We start from the raw sequence: 18907 nt of genomic DNA, 5'->3' as shown, positions 1-18907 counted from the left end.
ACGGCATGATGATGGGACCGATGCAGGGAGGTAAGCCTCCTCCAGATGCGCGCGATCCGAACGCATACAACGAAGGGGCGCGGCACGCCAATTTCGGCAACCACGAGATGCACGACAACGCCCCGTTCGGGAAAGTGCTGGTCGACAAGGCTGAGGTGGCGAAAGGCGATGGCGAACGCGGCCAAAACCTGGAAGTCGAGGCGTGGTACGGCAACGACTACAACAAGGCTTGGGTGAAGCTCGAAGGCGAGCGCCGCGGCGGGGCGCTCGAAGCGGCCCGTACCGAACTGCTCTGGGACCGCGCATTCGCGCCGTTCTGGAGCACCCAGCTGGGCATACGGCACGACGCCGGCGAAGGCGGCGGAAGGGACTGGCTCGCCTTCGGGGTGCAGGGCCTCGCGCCGTACTGGTTCGAGACCGAGGCGACAGCGTACTGGCGGTCCGGAGGCGAGCTTGCGGCGCGCTTTGCGGTGAAGTACGAGATCTTATTCACTTCCAAGGTGATTCTCGAACCAGAGTTGGGTGCAAACCTGTACAGCCGGGCCGATCCCGAGCGGGGCACTGGAAAAGGCCTTTCCGATCTCGGCTTCGGACTGCGACTTCGGTACGAAATAACGCGCAAATTTGCGCCTTACATCGGTGTTACCTGGGGCCGGCAGTTCGGAGAAACCGCCGACTACACGCGTTTGCGCGGCGGCCAACGTAGCCAGACGCAGGCAGTAGCTGGACTGCGGCTGTGGTTTTGAGTCTATATAGGGTGAGGCGTTAGCAGCCCAGGGAAAGGGATGTCCTGTGGGCGACACTGAAACCAACTTTTTTTAGGAGAGCATCATGCATAAACACTACGAGAGCTGTATTGAAGCGTGCAACGATTGTGCTAACGCATGCGACATGTGTGCGGCAGCGTGTCTGCAGGAGGATGACGTAAAGATGATGGCGCGTTGTATCGCCCTGGACATCGATTGCGCGCAACTGTGCCGGTTGGCTGCGGCAATGATGGCAAGGGGCAGCGAAGCTGCAAAGCTTATCTGCGAGGCATGCGCGTCGCTTTGTGACATGTGTGCGGAAGAGTGCGGCAAGCATCAAATGCAGCATTGCCAGGAATGCGCTGCCGCATGCCGCAAGTGTGCCGCCGAGTGCCGTCAGATGGCATCCGCTTGAGTTGAATCGAGGCGACTGCCGCTGTTCTGGGCAGTCGTTTAGCACTTCTTCACACTTATGCATGACGCGAATATGCGTCGGCCTTTTTGCGCGCAAAAGAATCTTATATGGCCCGGTGTTGTAAAAACACATTTTTATTGCCAACGTGTAGACTTCTGGCTACATTGGAAAGGTGGCAATATGTATAGACAGGTTGGCTGTCGGGTCTCCGGCTCCGGCTTGGTCCCGCAGCCTCGGAAATGTGTCGGCTTCAGTTCAGTAGCTCCTACAAAAATAAACCCGGAGGGTAAATGGCTTACAAGTACGTCCCAAGAACGACTGCCGCGCTTGCACTGATTGTTCTGCAGCAGAGCGCATATGCACAACAGCCAGCCACAGGCGAAACCGCTGAACCGGCAGGAATGCAGCGCGTTCAGGTTACCGGGAGCCGTATCAACCTGCGACAAGAACAAGTCTCCGGCGTTGGTCCGGTCACCGTGATCGATGCGGAAACCATCCAGCGCTCCGGTGCAATCTCGATCGAAACACTTTTGCAGCGACTTCCGTCCTCTGCCGGCACGGCGGGCAGCCAGACCAGCGCCTACTGGACCAGCAACGGCTACGGCACCACCCAGGTCAACCTGCGCGGCCTTGGGATCGACCGCACCCTCGTGCTCCTGAACGGTCGCCGCGTCGTGTCAGGCGGAACGGGTGCGAACAGCTCGGTCGACCTGAACATGATTCCCGTCGCGATGATCGAACGGATCGAGGTGCTGAAGGACGGCGCATCGGCCATCTACGGTGCCGATGCGGTTGCCGGCGTCGTCAATATCATTACCAAGAAGGCGATGGACGGCGTCGAAGCGTCGGTCCGTTACGGGAAGACCGAGCGCGGCGACGGCGCCGAGAAGTCGGCGGACATCGTCTGGGGCACCAGGAGCGAGCGCGGTTCGCTGATGGCATCCCTGAACTATTCCGAGAGCGAAGCGGTCAACCTTGCCTCGCGCGCGCCTTGCTCGCTCTTCGAAGACGAGGGCGAACTGGTGTGCTCGGGCAGCTCGTCCACTATCGGCGGACGCGCGCGGCTGGCGGATGGCCGCCGGGTGAATTTCAACCAGGACCCGAGCGGCAATCCGCGCGGTTTCGAGACCTACAGCGCGGCCAGGCACGCCTATAACAGCAACCCCTTCCTCAATGCAGTCAACCCGATCAAGCGCGTCGGCGCCAGCGCCTTCGGCAATGTGCGCTTGAACGACAAGGTCGACCTGTTCACTGAGCTCATGTTCACCAACCGCCAGTCCAGGCAGCTTGCAACGCCCGGTGCGATTGGCGTTTACCGGCCGATTGAAATCGCTGCAGGCCATCCTACCAATCCCACCGGTCAAAACCTGACACTCGAGCGGCGCCGCGTGGCAGAAGTCGGCCCCCGCTACTTCTTCCAGGAGACGAACACCTTCCGGGTGCTCGCCGGACTGAAGGGTGAGATCGGGGAAAAATGGGACTGGTCGGCATCCCTCAACTGGGGACGAAACACCGGCGTTGACGGCATGACGAACATTATCAACCTCGATCGTGTCGATGCGACGCTCAACGCCGCAACCTGCGGCAGGGGGCCGGCCGCAGCCCCATGCGGCAACTATCTTGGCTACGGCAACCTCAGCCCAGCGGTGCTCGAATACATCCACTTTACGACCCGCGACCATGGTGGGAACGACCAGAAGAGCTTCAATGCAAGCATCAGTGGCGAGGTGTTCTCGTTGCCAGCGGGGGCTGTCGGTTTTGCATCCGGCTTCGAGTACCGGCAGGAGCGCGGATGGCGTGACCCGGACGCCCTGATCGTGTCGGGCGCCGCCAATACGCCTGCCCAGGATGCGATCGCCGGCGAGTACAGCGCGCGCGAGGTCTTCGCAGAGCTGGCCGTCCCCTTGCTGGCCAAGCTGCCCCTGGTCGATTCCCTGACCCTGAACGCCGCGGCGCGGTACTCCGACTACAGCCTGTTCGGGTCGCAGGCCACCTACAAGCTCGGTCTCGACTGGCAGGTCATCCCGACGTTGAAAATGCGCGCCAACCGGTCGACCGCATTTCGCGTGCCGAATGTCCCTGAACTGTTCGGCGGTGTCTCCGAGGGTAACCTGACGACGACCGATCCATGCAACAACTGGAATACGTTAGATGCGAACTCCGCGGTCTACAAGAACTGCCAGGCGTCTGGCCTGCCTGCCGGATTCCGGCAATTCGGACCGTCCATTCTGACGACAGGCGGCGGCAACCAGAACCTGAAACCGGAAGAGGCGGACACGTTCACCGTCGGCGCCGTCTGGACGCCGTCGAAGGCGTTGACGCTAACGCTCGACTATTTCAACATCAAGATCAATAACGCGATCGAAACGGTCCCCGGCTCGACCAAACTCTCGGTCTGCTACAACTCGCCGGGGCTGGCACACATCTTCTGCGGGCCGCAGAGCTTTACGCGCGATCCACGCACGGGTGAAATCAACTTCCTGTCGTCGCAGCCCGAGAACGCGGCGCAGCAGCGCGTCGCCGGGATCGACCTTGGTGCCATGTATGACTTCAACCTGTTCGGGTGGTCGTCGTCGGTCACGGCGGATGTTTCCCGTCTCAGCGAGTTCGACGTGACGCCGTTCCCTGGCGGTGAGGTCATCGAGTATGCCGGCAAGATCACGGGCGGCCGCGGCAGCTACGCTAAATGGCGGTCGACAGCGTCCTTGACCACGTCGAACGGCCCATGGTCTGGGTCTTATACGGTCCAGTACATCGGCAATGCGGAGGACATCAATGCCGCGCCAAGCGATATCGGCTCCCGCGCGCCGAGCATCGCCTACCACAACGCCAGCCTGAAATATGCTTTCAACAAGGCGGTTGCACTCTCGGTCGGCATCGACAACCTGTTCGACAAGCGCCCCCCGTATATCCAGAGCTGGACAGACGGGAACACCGACACGATGACCTACGACCTGCTCGGTCGCCGCTGGCACGTTCGCCTCGGCTACAAGTTTTAGGCATCAGGTAATAGCAAGGCAGGCCGCTGCGCGTGCATAATGCGCGGCGGCCGCGCGGTGGACAGTCTGCCCTGCCGGGTAACACAACTCAAACACGAACACTATGCAAATAGCCTTCTGGGTGCGACGCGCTCATAAATGGATCGGACTTGTCATTGGGGTGCAGGCACTGCTCTGGATGATCAGCGGCCTGTACATGGTCGTCGTCCCTCTCGAGGTCGTCCACGGCGACCATCTAGCGCATGTGCCCACCGAACGGCTCAACCCGTCGGCCACCCGCATCACCCAGGCACGCCTGCACGAGCGCTACCCCGGCATTACCTCCCTCCGCATGAAGAGCCTGCTCGGGAAGGAAGCCTACGAAATCAAACAGGGCCAGCAGACCACCCTGGTGGACGCCGCCGACGGCAAAAAGCTCAGCCCTCTCGGCCGCGAGGACGTCGTCGCGCTCGCCGATGCGGCCTATGTCGGCGAAGGCAGCATCCGGGGCGTCGAGTGGGTCACCAAAGCACCTCAGGAAGTCGGTGCACGACCTGTGCCCCTGTGGGCGGTCCATTACGACGAGCCGGGTAAGACGACGCTGTACTTTTCGCCTTTTACCGGCGACCTCGTCGCGCGGCGCCATGAACTCTGGAGGTGGTTCGATTTCCTGTGGATGTTCCACATCATGGATTACGAAGAACGCGAGAACGTGAACAACACGCTCCTGCGCGTCGCCTCGATCTCCGGGCTGGCGTTCGCACTGAGCGGAGCCTGGCTGCTCTTCTACAGTTTCACGCGAAGGAAGGCGGTATGAGCCACTGGATGCGACGCCTTCACAAGTGGGTGGGTCTGATCCTGGCGATTCAGTTCGCGCTATGGACGGCCAGCGGGGCCATGATGAGCGTGCTCGACTCGGAGAAGGTTGCCGGACGCGAGTTTCGCGTCAAGCCGCCGGCGCCGCCGGCATGGCCGCGCGATGTCATGAGCACGGACGCGGTGGTGGCCGACACAAAAGAAAGCATCATGACCATCAGTTCGGGCTGGGTGCTCGACCAGCCTGTCTACCGCCTGCAAAACGACAAGCGCAGCTGGCTGGTGAGCGCGAGCGACGGAGCCGCCATCGTGGTCGACGCGCAGCTCGCCGCAAAGATCGCGCGGGCGTCTTACTCCGGCCCCGGCAAAGCCGGCGCGCCTCGGCTTTTTTCCTACACGCTGGAAGCCCGCAAGCACAAGGAACCGGTCTGGCGCATCGACTTCGATGATGCCGACGAGACGTCGGTCTATGTGTCGAGCAAGTCGGGCGCCGTGCTCGAACATCGGAATAGTACCTGGCGCCTCTTCGACTTGTTCTGGATGCTCCATATCATGGATTACAGCGAGCGGACGAACTTCAACAACCCCTTGCTGGTCGCGAGCGCGATCGGCGGCTTGTGGATGGCCTTGACGGGCGTATGGCTGCTGTTCGTGAGCGTCCGCCTGGCAGAGTTCATCCCCAGCCGCTGGCGTCGAAGCCGGACCGTGAACCTGGTCGACACTAGCGGGAGGCCGCAGCGTTCGATCGATGCTGTACAGGGCGACACGGTGTTCCAGGCGCTTGCCCGTTCCGGCCTGCAGTTGCCGTCCAATTGCGGCGGCGGACAAAGCTGTGGCCTGTGCGAAGTCCGGTGCGTCGGAAATGTACCCGCACCGACAGACGCCGACCGCGCGCTGCTGTCGCCCGCTAAGCTCGAGGCGGGTTACCGTCTGGCCTGCAACCTGCCAGTGAAGCGCAGCCTCGACATCGACGTTGGGGACGCCACGGCCCTGGCCGACGAGCGGGCAGGGGTTGTCACCAGCGTCAAACCCCTGTCACCCTTCCTGCGTGAGATAACGGTGCGTCCGAATGAACCTGTAGCGTGTCGTCCAGGCTCATACGTCCAGGTCCATGTTCCCGTGTATGAGCGCGATGCCACCCATCTCGAGATTCCCGAGGACCATCATGAGGACTGGCGGACAGTGGGCACTCTGGCAGCGCTCGCGAACGATGCGCCGGTTCGCCGTTCGTATTCGGTGGCAGTGCCGCTCGAACGCTGCGACGGGCAACTGACTTTCCTGGTCCGTTTCGTACCTGGTCCGAAGCCGGGCAGGGGATCAGGCTACATGTACACGTTGAAGGTTGGCGATGAATTGCGTTTCAGCGGCCCGTTTGGTGACTTCGCCCTCAAGGAAGGCGCGCGCGAGAAGGTGTTCATTGGTGGTGGTGCCGGCATGGCGCCGTTGCGCGCAATGATCCATGAGCTGCTGGCAAAGGGCGCAACGGAGCCACTGCACTTCTGGTACGGCGCACGCAGCCGCCGCGATGCTCCTTATGTCGAAGAGATGCGGGAGTTCGCTTTGAAGTATCCGAACTTCGATTGGAATCTGGTGTTGTCGGGAGAAAGCGACGAGCCTGGCATCCAGATTGGACTAGTGCACGAGGCGGTGCTGACGGGTCTTTTGCGCACGCACCCGACTGTAGATTCGCTGGAATTTTATGTCTGCGGTCCGCCGGCGATGCTTTCTGCGACTCGTGAAATGCTTCGAGGACTAGGCGTTGAAGACGCACGAGTGGCCTACGACGACTTCAAAATTTGAGTGTTCGTGTTGACTGTGCCTACCTTAAAACCGTCGCATCATCCCCAATAGGGACACAACGGCTTAAGAGCAATAGGATGGACGCCCCCACCGGTAACGGCATCCATGCGCCAAAGTGGATGTGGCGAGCAACCACTTGAACCGAGGGGGCGTCACATGAAATAGTGGAGCGGTGCGGCGGAATCGGACTTGCGCGAGAATTACTTGAGTGAGGCGCCCAGCCATCGATCCAGATCGTCGAGCAGTGGTGTCGCGCTGATCTGACAAACCTGCCATCTGGCCGGACCTGCATTAACGCCTGCGCCCTATTGCACATCTTCCCTGATTTGCCGCTCCATGTCGGGTGTCAGCTCGGTGGAGCGGGCGGGCAGCACGGTGTTGCCACGCTTTCCCTTGCTCTCGATATCCTGGATGAGCAATTTCATTTCAGCGATCTCCCTGACTTGGGAAGCAATGATGCTGTCCGCCAGCTTGCGCACGCGCGGGTCGCTGATGCTTGCCTTGCGAGCGTTGTTGATGGCAATCGAATGGTGGGGAATCATCGACTTCATGAACTTCACATCATCGATGAAAACCTGGCCCCGATTCGCAGCAAGCAATGCAATGCCTGCGATAGCCGCCGCCACCACGACCGTGATTTTGGTACGTGTGCCTTTGTACATCGACCACATAAAACCCAGCATCACGACGGTCATGACACAGCCCATCACCAGAGACGCGACCAGCCGGTTGACGGCGAAAAAGACATGATCGAACACGTACACCAGCTGATACATCAGGAAGAACATGATGACCACTGAGGTGACGATCATTGCCGCAAATTTTCCCCAACCCATTCCCATGTGCATATCGTGCCCTTGCTTGTCCATAAAGCCTCCTGATGTCAATGTGATCCTGATTTGCTGTAATCCTGGCGGCCGGGCCGGGCCGGGCCGGGCCCGGCCAGCTCGATGCCGCGTCGTTTAATGCGCATGCACGCCTTCGCTCTGTTCATTCGGCCCATGTCCGGCACCTTGCATCGCCGAACCGTCGTCGCGCCGAGCGCTCGACGCGCTTCCATGCGAATGCCCACCGCTTTGCTTGACAAGCTTACGATACGCAGCCTGGTCCATCGACGGAAGCCTCTGCAAGAAGGCCACCAGGCTCCAGATATCGCGGTCCTGCATGCTTTTTCCCCATGCCGGCATGCCGGACGCCTTGATACCATGCTTGATGATCCAGAACGCAGCGGCCGGCTCGACGGGATGGCGCACCAAGTTAGGCGGCGACGGATATAGGCCCCGACTGAGTTCCGTAGGCCCTTTTCCCGGTGCTTGGTGACACTGCGCACACATCGCCTCATAATTACCCGCCCCCTTGGTGACCAGCTCCTGCTCTCCAAGTGGCGGCACCTTGATGTCATCGGCACGGACGCTTATTGAACGATCGCGGGCAAACTCGATCATGGAAAGCACTGGCCTTGAGTGGCGCACGTCTGCTGCAAAACTATAGGCACCCGACCATAGGACGGCGGCAGCAACAACGACCAGGACTGCGATTGTGACAAGGGAAGTCGTCAAAATTTCCTTACCAGAAGCTTTCATTCTTCTCTCCTAGGCAATTTTCTTGGGAGGTCGAACCAATAGCAGGCGCGCCCATACGTCCAGACCGTCGCATCTGGTCATATCGAAGTTGTGGAATGCCTTGAGGTCGCGGATGCGTGTCCGCTTCCCCGCACAGTATCGGCTGCCGTCCGAAGCGCGGCGCCTGTTCAGAAAACAGGCATCGGGGCCGCGCACTGCACACTGTTGCGGTAATGGCAACCTTAACAGAACTTCTGCACCCAGGCCGCACTGTTCGCGAATGACATTTTGCGTCTTGCGCATTGTGCATAATCGTCCTCTAAGCGCCGTCTCGAGCATCGAGAGCAAAATTGCGATGAGGCTTTCTACGCCGCTGGGAAGCGGAGGGCAGCCGGCGGGCATGGCGACGCAGTTCCAGGGCAGGAAGTCGCCGACCCGATTGGCAGGATGATCGGCGATATGCGTCAGCACATGACGCACCCAGGCTTCGGGGTCGATCCCGTTCAGCTTGGACGTACCAATCAGCCCATATATGGCAGCGGCGCGTTCGCCGCCGCTGTCGGCGTCGGCAAACAGGAAGTTGCGCCGGCCAGCGCGACACGCGTAGCGCCCGCTCGGCGGCCGAGTTGTCGATCTCGATGTGGCCACCGTCGACATACCGGGTTAGCGCCGGCCAGAGCTTGAGGGCATAGAGGATTGTCGCTGCCGTATCGGATTTATCCGACAGCGTGGAGAGTGTGACGTGCAGCCAGCGTTCCAGGTGGTCGAGCAGCGGTTTCGCGTGCAACTGGCGTGCGGCACGTCGTTCGTCCGGCGGCTTGTCTCGGGTATTCTCCTCGACGGCATCAGCTCGCCGATCCGGCGCAGCGCCTCGGTGATGAGCGATCTCAGCCGTGCCACGTGCGAGTCATAAATTTGCGGCGTGCGTGTGCCCAGCACGCAGCTTCGCGGACGCGGCCAGTGTCGTACACGGCATTGAAGCCGGTATAGGCATCGGCCTGGAGCACGCCGTGGAATCGGCCAGGTGACCTTGCGGATGCTCTTCCTTGCGGCCGGGCGAGTAAGCGAACCACACCGCTGGCGGGTCAGCATCGCCGCTGGTACGGTCGTCGCGCACATAGGGTTACAGGCGCGCCGTGCGGGTCTTGCCGTTGCCCGGAGCGAGCACCGGCAGCGGCGTGTCAGCATGCAGTTTCGTTGCGGCGAAGACGTGGCGGCGCAGTGCATCGACCAGGGGACACAGCAGCGTGCCAGCGGCGCCGACCCGGCTGGCCAATAGGCTGCGTTCGAGCTCGACCCCTTCGCGAGGCGTAGATCACGCCTTGGCGGTACAGTGGCAGATGGTCGGCAAACTACGCCACCAGCACGTGGGTCAGCAAGCCAGGGCCGGCCAGGCCGCACTCGATGGCCCGGCAGGCCAGTGTGGGACGTACATGGCGAATTACGCGGAAGCCGGCTGGCACGTATGCAAGCTGCGTCGACACGTCTTCGCCCAGGTGTTTCAAGTTGCCGCCGCAGCTTGGCCAGCACCAGCTTCAGATGCTCGATCTCGGCGGTGCGCGTCGACAGCTCGGCGCCCAGATGCGCCGCACGCGCTACGCTTTGTGCCGCCCGGACTTCGCTCGCCCGCAGCATGGCTTGCAAGGCAGCGATATCGTCGGGCAGGAAGACGGCGTTGAGCATGTGTCGAAGTTTACGCGGACCACGGCAGGTCTACACATTCATTTCCGCGTTACTCCAAGCGACACGACGCCTGGCGGACAGCTTGGCATGGTATCCCTTCCATAAGCTGCCAGCGTCGAGACGCCAAGCCAGGCGTAGAATCCACGGTCGCTCGGGCGCCGACTACTTCGCCTTACGTGACGACCAGTGGACGTGAACAATCGTCCAGTGATCCCCATTCTTCTCGAGGACTGCCGTCTCCGTGCCAAACACGTGAACCGGCTTTCCGCGGGCAGTTCCCGTTGTTTCGGTTTCTTCCCACACGATCGCCGTCTTGCCATCGATGCGTTCGGTCTGCTTCAACACCTTGCGGGTCGCGCTCTTCGCGAACTCCATATCGCCACCGAGGTGGTGGCCGGCATATTCCTCACGCGAGCGTTCCACATGACCAGCCTCGTAGATCGCGACCTCAGGTGCGAGCAGGCTGGTTGCCTTTGCCTTGTCGCCACTGGCAAGGGCCGCATGGAAGGCCGCAAGGGTCTCTTTCGGCGTCGCTGCAAGACTGCCAGCAGATGTTGCGAATAGTGCTGTTGCGAGCAGGACTCCGGCCGTGGATTGGATTCTCATTGCTATTCCTTGTGGTTGAAGGTGTCTTACGACGCCGTTGGGGGGGGAGTAGAGCTCAAGATGGCGGCCGCGACAATAACGGCCAGCAGGATGATCGCCTCGACTTGCAGGACAAGTGCAAACCTGCGGGTGGCGCCTGGTTCAGGTGCCCGGGTGCCGCACAGCCGGGCGAGTAGCGCAGGCATGACGACGAAGCGGTTCATGCCGCCAAGCGCCGCCGCGCAAAGGACCAGCCCGACCTTGATGAGCAACATGGTTCCATAGGGGTTGCCGAAGACCTGGTCTGGACTTCCAACTCCCCGCCACGCGCTCAGGGCGCCGGTAACAAAGATACCGACCAGCGCGACAGTTGCCGAGGTCGAAAGCGCCTCGATGTAGCGTGCGCATTCAATACGGTTCTCCTGTCCGGGCGCGGGCTCCCGGCGCAGGGTAATCAGGCCGGCGACGATCACTTCGCCTACCCAAACGCTGATCAGGACGAGGTGTACCCAATCGACGGCGACTGCCCAGGTGAAATCTCCTGCGGCGCCGGCGTGGCTGACGATGCTGCGGCTGTACAGGAACAGTCCCAGCGCGGCGAGCCGTAGCACGGAGGCCGGCCCAAGGCCCAGGGCGCCCGGTCGTACTGCAGCCGTGACCCAGGCGACGATCAGCGCTGCGGCGCCGAGCATCCAGGCGTAGCCGTAGTGCGTTGCCGTGATAACGGACTGAACGGCAGGGAATGCCTCTGCTACCGGCACCTCCGCCATCGACGCTGCCTCGAGCCAGAGCACCGCAATATAGGACACCGTCGCTGTCGCGAAACAGGCAAGCATCGCCCTGTGCAGGCGAGGCACCATGCCGGCCGCCCAGGGCGAGCTCGCTCTGCGAAGCCAGAGTGTTGCGGCGCCGGCGCCGACGAGTATGGACACCGACAGGTTCAGGACGACCGTTGCGAGCCGCTGGGCCAGTGCAATGTCTGACTCCACGTCACTTTACCCGGAAGGCAAACTCGCCTTTGACCTTGTGGCCATCGCGCGTGACGGTGCTCCACTGGACGCGATAAGCTCCCGAGCGCAGGGCAGGGACGGTGGCAACCAGGGCTTTGGGATTGGCGCCATCAGCCGCAATCTTAGACGCCTCGACGACAGCACCCTTTTCGTCTATCAGCTTGACCTTGCTGAACGGTAGCTCGAGCGGATCGCTGAACTGCAGGCGCACCTGGGTGGGGGCCGTGGCGACCACGGCATTTGCTTGTGGCATGGAGGACTCCAGCTTCGTATGCGCAAGCGCCGAGGCGCCCAATACGCATCCGGCTGCAGCCACGATAGACACAAACAGGTTTTTTGCTTTCATTTGATTCTCCTGTTAAGGCCCTGCGCGTGTGCTGACACGCAGGACCCGATCAATGGGCCTGCTTATCAGGGAGCCTGAAGCTGAACGATCGTTACGGCGCCGTTCACCCGGTCGGCTGCAAACTTGACCTTGCTGCCGACCTTTACCTGGTCGAGCATGGAAGGGTCCTTGACGCGGAAGACCATGGTCATCGCCGCCATGTTGAGGTTTTTCAGCTCGCCGTGACGCAGCGTGATCTTCCCGGTTTCCTTGTCGACCTTCTTGACTTCGCCATCGGTCAGCTCGGCAGGCGCCGCGGCCTGGTGACCAGCATGTGCGGCATGCGCATCGTGGGAACCGTGGCCGCTGTGCGCGCCTTGCTGGGCGGTCGCGATGGAGGCCGTTGCGGTCATTGCGATAGCAATGACCAGTTTCGAAATTGCGTTCATGGTGATTCCTTTCTTGGGTTGTAGTTAGTTTTAGTTGTAGTGCTTGAAGACCTTCGTTTGACCATTGGCCTGTACCAGCAGGACGTCATACGGATCCTTGCGCGGGCCTTCCATTCCGGGCGAGCCAAGCGGCATCGCAGGAACGGCCAGACCCTTGGCCTTTGGTTTCTGTGCGAGCAGCCGCTTGATGTCACTTGCAGGAACGTGCCCTTCGATGGCGTAGCCCTGGACCATGCCGGTGTGGCAGGAGCCGAGTTTGTCCGGAATGCCGCCACGTTCCCGGTAATCGGACGGGTTCTCGACATTGACGACACGCGTGGCGAAGCCATTCGCTTTCAGGTGCTCGACCCAGGCGCCGCAGCACCCGCATGATTCGGTCTTGAACACCTCGATGATGGGGGCGGCAGCCATCGCAAATACGGGCGTGAATAATGCAGCTGCGAGTGCAACCTGGCTGAATAATCGTCGCTTCATGAGACAGTCCTTTCGTACCTGGTCGGTACCCGAGTGGTACCTGAGTTGATGTCGTATTTTGCTTAGTGATGACCCTGGTGGCCAGTCGGCTTACGAACGGTTACCTCGATGTCCGCCGGCTTCACGGCGGGCATGGCCTGGCCGCCGGCCGTCTGGCTGCGCACGGCAGCCGGCGGTTCTCCCTTCCACTCGTAGGCAACCGTGCCCGAGGGATGCTTGTACCAGCCCGGATCCCGATAGTCGCCCGGTTTCTGGTCCTTGCGAACCTTCAGGACCGTGAACATGCCGCCCATCTCGACGCCGCCGAACGGACCCTGGCCAGTCATCATCGGCAAGGTGTTTTCCGGGATCGGCATCTCCATGTCGCCCATCGAACCGCCTTTGTCGCCCATGACCATGTAGTCGGGGATAAGCTTGGTGATCTTCTCGGCGACTCCACGATGGTCGACACCGATCAGGGTCGGGACGTCGTGGCCCATGGCGTTCATCGTGTGGTGCGACTTGTGGCAGTGGAATGCCCAGTCGCCCGGCTCGTCCGCAACGAATTCGATGGCGCGCATCTGGCCTACCGCGACGTCGGTCGTGACCTCGGGCCAGCGCGACTCGGGCCGCGTCCAGCCGCCGTCGGTGCCGGTCACCTCGAACTCGTGGCCGTGCAGGTGGATCGGGTGGTTCGTCATCGTCAGGTTGCCCGTGCGGATGCGCACGCGGTCGCCCTGGCGGACGTTCATCGTGTCGATGCCCGGGAAGACGCGGCTGTTGAAGGTCCAGATATTAAAGTCGAGCATCTCGTTGACCCGTGGCGTATAGCTGCCGGGCTCGATGTCGTAGGCATTCAGCAGGAACACGAAGTCCCGGTCCACCGCGTGGTGCTTCGGATTCTTCGGGTGGGTTACCCAGAACCCCATCATCCCCATCGCCATCTGCACCATCTCGTCCGCATGCGGGTGGTACATGAAGGTGCCAGGACGCCGTGCCACGAACTCGTAGACAAAGGTCTTGCCGGGCTGGATACCAGGCTGGTTCAGGCCGGTGACCCCGTCCATGCCGTTCGGCAGGCGCTGGCCATGCCAGTGGATGCTCGTATGCTCCGGCAGGCGGTTGGTGACAAAAATACGGACGCGGTCGCCCTCGACCACCTCGATGGTCGGCCCCGGGCTTTGGCCGTTGTAGCCCCACAGATTGGCTTTCATGCCAGGGGCGATTTCACGCACCACCGGCTCGGCAATCAAGTGGAACTCCTTGACGCCATTGTTCATGCGCCAGGGGAGCGACCAGCCGTTCAGGGTGACAACCGGGTTGTACGGGCGGCCGTTAGGAGGCAGCAGCGGTGGCTGCGTCGCAGCGGTGGTCATGATCGGCGCCTCCGGCAGCGTGGCGGCGCCTGCACGGCTTACCAGCCCGGCACCGACCAGCGCCGCGGCACCGGTGAAGAAATCTCTACGAGAACTCATATTGCTAATTCCTTGTTTAATGTTCCGGGGCTGCTTCGGCAGAAGAGCTTGATGCCAGTGAGACGGAAGAGCCTCCGCTTCCGCTGATGGCAGCCTGCAGATCGGTTTCGGCGATCCAGTAGTCGCGCTGCGCTTCGATGGCAGCGTTCACGCCGGTAATCTGGGCGCGTGCGTCGGCCAGCAGCTCGAAGACACTCATCAGCATGCCGTTGTAGCGGAGCAGGGTCTCTTCGGAGATCTTTTTCTGGAGTGGGACGACTTCGTCGCGATAGTGCCTGGCGACGTCGTAGGTGGTCCGGTAGGCCGAATAGGCTTCGCGCACCTGCGAGCGGGCGACGGTGGCGGTATCCGCTGTGCGGTGCACCGACTGCATGTAGAGCGCCTCGGCCTTGGCGGTGCGCGCGCCACCCCAGTCGAAGAGGGGCAGGGCCAGTTCGATCTCGTAGCCGTTCTCGCGCGGGGAGCCCGACTTGCTCGAGTTGACGTAGCCGGCGTCGAGGACGTTCACGAATCCCGTGGCTTTCGTCAGCCCCAGCGCGCGCGCGGTCGCCTCCGTGTCCAGCTTTGCCAGGCGCACGTCGAGACGCTGCTGCATTGCGGTTGCCTCGATATTGGTGGCATCGCGCGGAGCTGCCGGCAGTTCCGGAAGCTTGTCCGGGAGCTGATAAGCCGTGTTGGTTCCCCAGACGCCCATCAGCCGCGTGAGCTGCTCGCGCGCGGCCGTTGCATTGTGGCGGGCTCGAGCGAGCTGCGCTGTTGACTCGGCGGAGAAGGCTTGCTCGCGTGCCTGGTCGAGGGCGCTGAGGTTTCCGACCTTGGCCATGCGCTGCGCCAGTTCGGCACTTGCCTGGGCTGCGTCGCGGACCTGTTCCGCATACCGCGCCGCCTGCACAGCCGCCACGGCGTTGAAGTAAGCCTTGCGTGTGTCGGCAGCCAGACGAACCGCTTCAGTCGCCGCAACGAGCTTGGCGCTTTGGAAGCGGCGCGATTCGATATCCCGGCGCAGTGGAATGGTGACCAGGCCGACCAGGTCGATCATGACGCTGCGCTCGATCTCGGTCTCTCCGCCGCCCGACATGCGCCCAAAACTGAAGCTTGGGTTGCTCATGCGGCCCGCCTGCACGAGGTCGGCCTCGGCTACACCCAGGTTGGCGAGCGAGGCACGCAGGCCCCGATTGTTGAGAAGGGCGATACGTACGGCACTGTCGGCCGACAGTGGCTGCTTCAGCATTTCAGCAAGCTCAGCCTGCGCAGGCTCGCTCTCGCCAGTTGCTTTCGAGAGACGGATGTCCTGGCCTGTGCGCTCGGCCGTCAAAGCCGAGACTGCGTCGAGGCCGCCGTCCTTCGAGAAGGTAGCGCAACCGCTCAGAACAAGGACCGCAACGCCTGCAGCAATGGCACGCAGTGAAGGAATTGGTGGCTTTATTGTCATTGGTGCCTTGGCTTAGTGATGTTTGCTGTGGTCGGCAGCAGGCTGAACGGCTGGCTTCGCAGCGGGTGCCGGCGCCGCATGTCCGGCGTGTGCGTGGCTGCTGGCTGGCGCAGGGTTGGTCTCGTGCGCGGCGCCATGCCCGGCATGCCCCGGGCCTCCAGCTACGGTGTCGTTTGCGGCTCGCCAGACCTTGTCGGGCGTAACATCGCTCTGTTCCGGTTTAGGCAGGGAAGCGCTCGTGAAGGCGGATTCGTACAGTGCAGGCGGAACGGCAACGCGTGGATCTGCCGGGTCAGGCGCGTGCAGGGATTGCTGGGCCAGTGCGGAAACAGGCACAGCCAGCAGGGCGCCAATAGTGGCAGCCCAAAGCTTGAGTTTCATGTTCAATCCTCAAAATCGGAAACGGGCGTGCGTACGCACGCGCTGATGCTCAAGAGGCGCAACGCCGGCGGCTGCAAACAGCCGGGTCAGCTCTTGTTTCGATTAAGCGGATTGGTGCCGGGGAGGGCGCTGGGGGCCGTCCTGGATGAAGCCCACGGCAAACGCGGCAGGCGAAGGGAGAACGACGTCGGAGCCGTTGAAGGAAGGAACAGCGAGATCGGTTGAAGGTGGTGCGGCTGCGCCGAGGCAGAAAGCCGAACACGCACCGCAGGAAGTGTGTGGTTGCTTCTCGACATCTGGGGCGAGCGAAGCGGCTGCAGCCGTCGAGTCAACCGCATGGCCTGCATGCTCTGTGCCATGCTGAGCATGTGCATCAGTCATGTCTTTCTGGTGAAGCACACCGGTGACAGTCGGTTCTTGCAACTGCTGATGAACCGGCGAGCAAGACATGCCAAGGCTGCCAGCAACCGCGTTGAGCGGTAGCACGGCAATCAACAGCCAGAGCAGGAATGTCTTGAGAGTGCGGGTCATGGTCTAGCGGAGTATAGCACGACAATTTTCGGCCAGTAATGGGCTTAAGGCTGAGTAAAGTGTGCATGTACGCAGTCAGGATCACCGTCGAACGCACCAAAGATGCAGATGCACCAATGTCAACATAGGGTGCGCTAGCGCACAGCAGACGCGTATTGAATCCTCACAGAATCAGCACGGACGTGCTGCATTTGTCTATTGCTGCGGCACGATGTTCAATTTGAACAAGGAGATCAGGATGAAAAAAGTACAGGCACGTATTGCTATGGTTGCGGCGGCAGTTGCGCTGACTCTTGGCGCTGCGGGAAGCACATTCGCCCAGTCCGGACAGCATGACCAGCATGCCCAGCATGGATCTGCCTCTGCCACAGCGTCGCAGCAAGGGAACATGTCCCATCAGGAAATGATGAAGACCATGCAGGACATGCATCAGAAAATGTCGACCATGCCGATGACGGGCAATCCCGACCACGATTTTGCAATGATGATGCGGTCTCATCATCAGGCCGGCATCGATATGGCGAAAGCACAATTAAAGAACGGCAAGGATCCGCAGATGCAGCAGATGGCAAAAAAAATCATTTCTGATCAAACCAAAGAGATCCAGAAGCTCGATCAGTGGATGACCAAATACCATCCGCCAAAAAAGTAAGTAGCGGTAGTAGCTCCAGGGTGCCGGGTGCCGAAAGTGCATCACGTCGGTGCCCCGATTCAGCCGGAGGAACATACCGTGGAGCGTTTGCCCATTCGTATCGTGTAGCGGAGCGTCGTGCGAAGGAGTTAGAGTTTTTGCATGGCCGCGCTCCTACGCAAAATTGTCTGGTGCACGTTGTGTCTGATGGTCACCTACCACGGGTATGCGACCGCAGCCGTCACGTGCCACACGATGACAGTCGAGATTGGAGCCGGAACCGGCGATTGTGCTGAAATGGCGGGTGAGGTCGCTGAAACCGAAGATGGCAGTTGTTGCCACGGCGAGCGGCTTTGCTGTTCCGACGCAGCCGTGGCGTACGCTCCCGTTACCGTCTTGCCGTTATTTAGCAGCCCACCCATCCCACCGGAGAATTGGCTTTCTCTACGGGCCGAGTTTTCCAGCCACGTTCCCGCAGTTCTTCACCCGCCCCCTCGAGCCTGATTCGACGGCGCCTTATCGACTCCGGATCTGCCGTGGGACCGGGGACGGGCATCGCCGCCACGAGCGCAATCCCCTGCCCGATGACCCAACAAGCCCGCATTCTCGCGCGCGGGCATTGGCGCCATCGCTCAGGGGACGCCGTCGACGTGGCCCACGTTCTTGCACGCAAGCCCATTGATACTCATCTAAGGAGCGAAACATGGAAACCGCAGCCAAGAAACTGAACCGCATCACTGTCTTTCGTCAATCCCGGGCAGTGATCCGCAACACTGCACTAGGTCTGAGCGCGCTGGTCGCCAGCGCTGGCCTCGCACATGCCGACGGGCCAGGCAGGGGCAACACCGCACAGTTCGAGAGAAACTACCTGGTATTCATCATCAACCATCACTATTCGGCGCTACGCATGACCGAGCTCGCTTCTGGTACTGATCCGATGCGCGATGCGCAGGTCGTTGCCCCGCAAGAAGGCACATCGCCGACACCCGGGTTCAGCGCGACTCCGCCCAAGGCGAGCGATGACGAAATCAGGTCGATGGCGCGCATGGGAAACCGCGTACAGCGGGAGGAAATAGGCCGTGCCCAGCACTTTTTACGGGAATGGTATGGCGTCCACTATCATCCCCAGCTCACGGCCGAGGGACGTCGGATGATTGCCAGCCTGGAGGCCACGCCTGCCGGCGCGCAGTTCAACCAGGCCTTCCTGCGGTCTTTCAGCAGCCACCACTTCAGTGCACTGGCGCCGAGTGTGCACTGCATGGTCAAGAGCGATCTTGATCATGACGGATTACGCCGGTACTGCGAGAACATCGTGATCGTTCAGAAGAACGGGATCAATGACATGCGGGAAAAGCTGTGCAAGCAGTATTCCGACTGCGGCTTCGTTCCAATGAACGGGGACAAGCGCAAGCATAACGAGCTCTAAGGTCCATGCGGGCTGGAACGGTTAGGGCAAGCCTTCCAGCCTGTTCGGTGTCAGGTCTCGGCGGCCGGCCATGCATGGTCCCGGGACGGCCGGATGACGCGTTTGCACGCTTGACCTTTCCACCATGGGAAGGTCTACATTGAGTTCTGTGTACGGTCATGGGACGTCGGCAGAGATCCAAGGTTCCCTTGATTGTGCGACGGAGCGAC

General features: G+C 61.3%; 18 protein-coding genes and 1 pseudogene. 7 read left to right on the top strand and 12 right to left on the bottom strand.

The window, feature by feature from the left end:
* Positions 1-11 precede the first annotated feature (11 nt).
* The 5 genes from IM543_15435 to IM543_15415 all read left to right on the top strand — a co-directional run bounded on the left by IM543_15435 (position 12) and on the right by IM543_15415 (position 6755).
* Positions 12-746, top strand: a complete 735-nt coding sequence (locus IM543_15435) for a copper resistance protein B (protein QOY96706.1) — start codon at positions 12-14, stop codon at positions 744-746.
* Positions 747-831: 85 nt separating this feature from the next.
* Positions 832-1161: a four-helix bundle copper-binding protein gene (locus tag IM543_15430; protein ID QOY92978.1), complete on the top strand. Its 330-nt coding sequence runs from the start codon at positions 832-834 to the stop codon at positions 1159-1161.
* 290 nt (positions 1162-1451) lie between these two features.
* Positions 1452-4160 (top strand): TonB-dependent receptor, encoded by a 2709-nt coding sequence (locus IM543_15425; GenBank protein ID QOY92977.1) that lies wholly within the window; start codon positions 1452-1454, stop codon positions 4158-4160.
* A 103-nt stretch (positions 4161-4263) separates the two neighbouring features.
* Positions 4264-4956, top strand: coding sequence for a PepSY domain-containing protein (locus IM543_15420; GenBank protein ID QOY92976.1), 693 nt, complete (start codon positions 4264-4266; stop codon positions 4954-4956).
* Positions 4953-6755 (top strand): 2Fe-2S iron-sulfur cluster binding domain-containing protein, encoded by a 1803-nt coding sequence (locus tag IM543_15415; GenBank protein QOY92975.1) that lies wholly within the window; start codon positions 4953-4955, stop codon positions 6753-6755. The genes IM543_15420 and IM543_15415 overlap by 4 nt, the downstream gene beginning before the upstream one ends.
* Positions 6756-7060: 305 nt before the next feature.
* Here the strand turns inward: IM543_15415 and IM543_15410 are convergent, their stop codons facing one another.
* The 12 genes and pseudogenes from IM543_15410 to IM543_15355 form a co-directional block, all read right to left on the bottom strand.
* The gene (locus tag IM543_15410; protein ID QOY92974.1) at positions 7061-7624 is read right to left on the bottom strand and encodes a DUF305 domain-containing protein; all 564 of its coding nucleotides are present in this window, start codon (positions 7622-7624) and stop codon (positions 7061-7063) included.
* Positions 7625-7717: 93 nt separating this feature from the next.
* A complete protein-coding gene (locus IM543_15405) occupies positions 7718-8338 on the bottom strand; it encodes a cytochrome c (protein QOY92973.1) in 621 nt (206 codons plus the stop codon).
* Between the two features lie 390 nt (positions 8339-8728).
* Positions 8729-10000, bottom strand: a pseudogene (locus tag IM543_15400) (IS66 family transposase).
* A gap of 162 nt (positions 10001-10162) precedes the next feature.
* Positions 10163-10606 carry a nuclear transport factor 2 family protein gene (locus IM543_15395; GenBank protein ID QOY92972.1) on the bottom strand — a complete coding sequence of 148 codons (444 nt, stop codon included), beginning with the start codon at positions 10604-10606 and terminating at the stop codon, positions 10163-10165.
* A gap of 26 nt (positions 10607-10632) precedes the next feature.
* Positions 10633-11445, bottom strand: a complete 813-nt coding sequence (locus IM543_15390) for a CopD family protein (GenBank protein ID QOY92971.1) — start codon at positions 11443-11445, stop codon at positions 10633-10635.
* Between the two features lie 130 nt (positions 11446-11575).
* Positions 11576-11941 (bottom strand): copper homeostasis periplasmic binding protein CopC, encoded by a 366-nt coding sequence (gene copC / locus IM543_15385; GenBank protein ID QOY92970.1) that lies wholly within the window; start codon positions 11939-11941, stop codon positions 11576-11578.
* A 65-nt stretch (positions 11942-12006) separates the two neighbouring features.
* Entirely contained in the window at positions 12007-12369 is a 363-nt protein-coding gene (locus tag IM543_15380; protein ID QOY92969.1) for a copper-binding protein, read from the bottom strand.
* A 30-nt stretch (positions 12370-12399) separates the two neighbouring features.
* Positions 12400-12843, bottom strand: a complete 444-nt coding sequence (locus IM543_15375) for a DUF411 domain-containing protein (protein ID QOY92968.1) — start codon at positions 12841-12843, stop codon at positions 12400-12402.
* A gap of 62 nt (positions 12844-12905) precedes the next feature.
* Entirely contained in the window at positions 12906-14297 is a 1392-nt protein-coding gene (locus IM543_15370; GenBank protein ID QOY92967.1) for a copper oxidase, read from the bottom strand.
* 16 nt (positions 14298-14313) lie between these two features.
* Positions 14314-15729: a TolC family protein gene (locus tag IM543_15365; protein ID QOY92966.1), complete on the bottom strand. Its 1416-nt coding sequence runs from the start codon at positions 15727-15729 to the stop codon at positions 14314-14316.
* Positions 15730-15741: 12 nt separating this feature from the next.
* Complete coding sequence (locus IM543_15360) at positions 15742-16110, bottom strand: hypothetical protein (protein ID QOY92965.1); 369 nt, start codon at positions 16108-16110, stop codon at positions 15742-15744.
* Between the two features lie 102 nt (positions 16111-16212).
* Positions 16213-16641 (bottom strand): hypothetical protein, encoded by a 429-nt coding sequence (locus IM543_15355; GenBank protein QOY92964.1) that lies wholly within the window; start codon positions 16639-16641, stop codon positions 16213-16215.
* A 265-nt stretch (positions 16642-16906) separates the two neighbouring features.
* Here IM543_15355 and IM543_15350 point away from each other — a divergent pair, with 265 nt between their 5' ends.
* Together IM543_15350 and IM543_15345 are read left to right on the top strand one after the other, a co-directional pair.
* Positions 16907-17293, top strand: coding sequence for a DUF305 domain-containing protein (locus IM543_15350; protein QOY96705.1), 387 nt, complete (start codon positions 16907-16909; stop codon positions 17291-17293).
* Between the two features lie 682 nt (positions 17294-17975).
* A complete protein-coding gene (locus IM543_15345; GenBank protein QOY92963.1) occupies positions 17976-18698 on the top strand; it encodes a DUF305 domain-containing protein in 723 nt (240 codons plus the stop codon).
* Positions 18699-18907 lie beyond the last annotated feature (209 nt).

It is taken from the genome of Massilia sp. UMI-21, assembly GCA_015277795.1.
Classification (GTDB): Bacteria; Pseudomonadota; Gammaproteobacteria; order Burkholderiales; family Burkholderiaceae_D; genus Telluria.
This window is presented reverse-complemented; position numbering and strand designations above follow the sequence as displayed.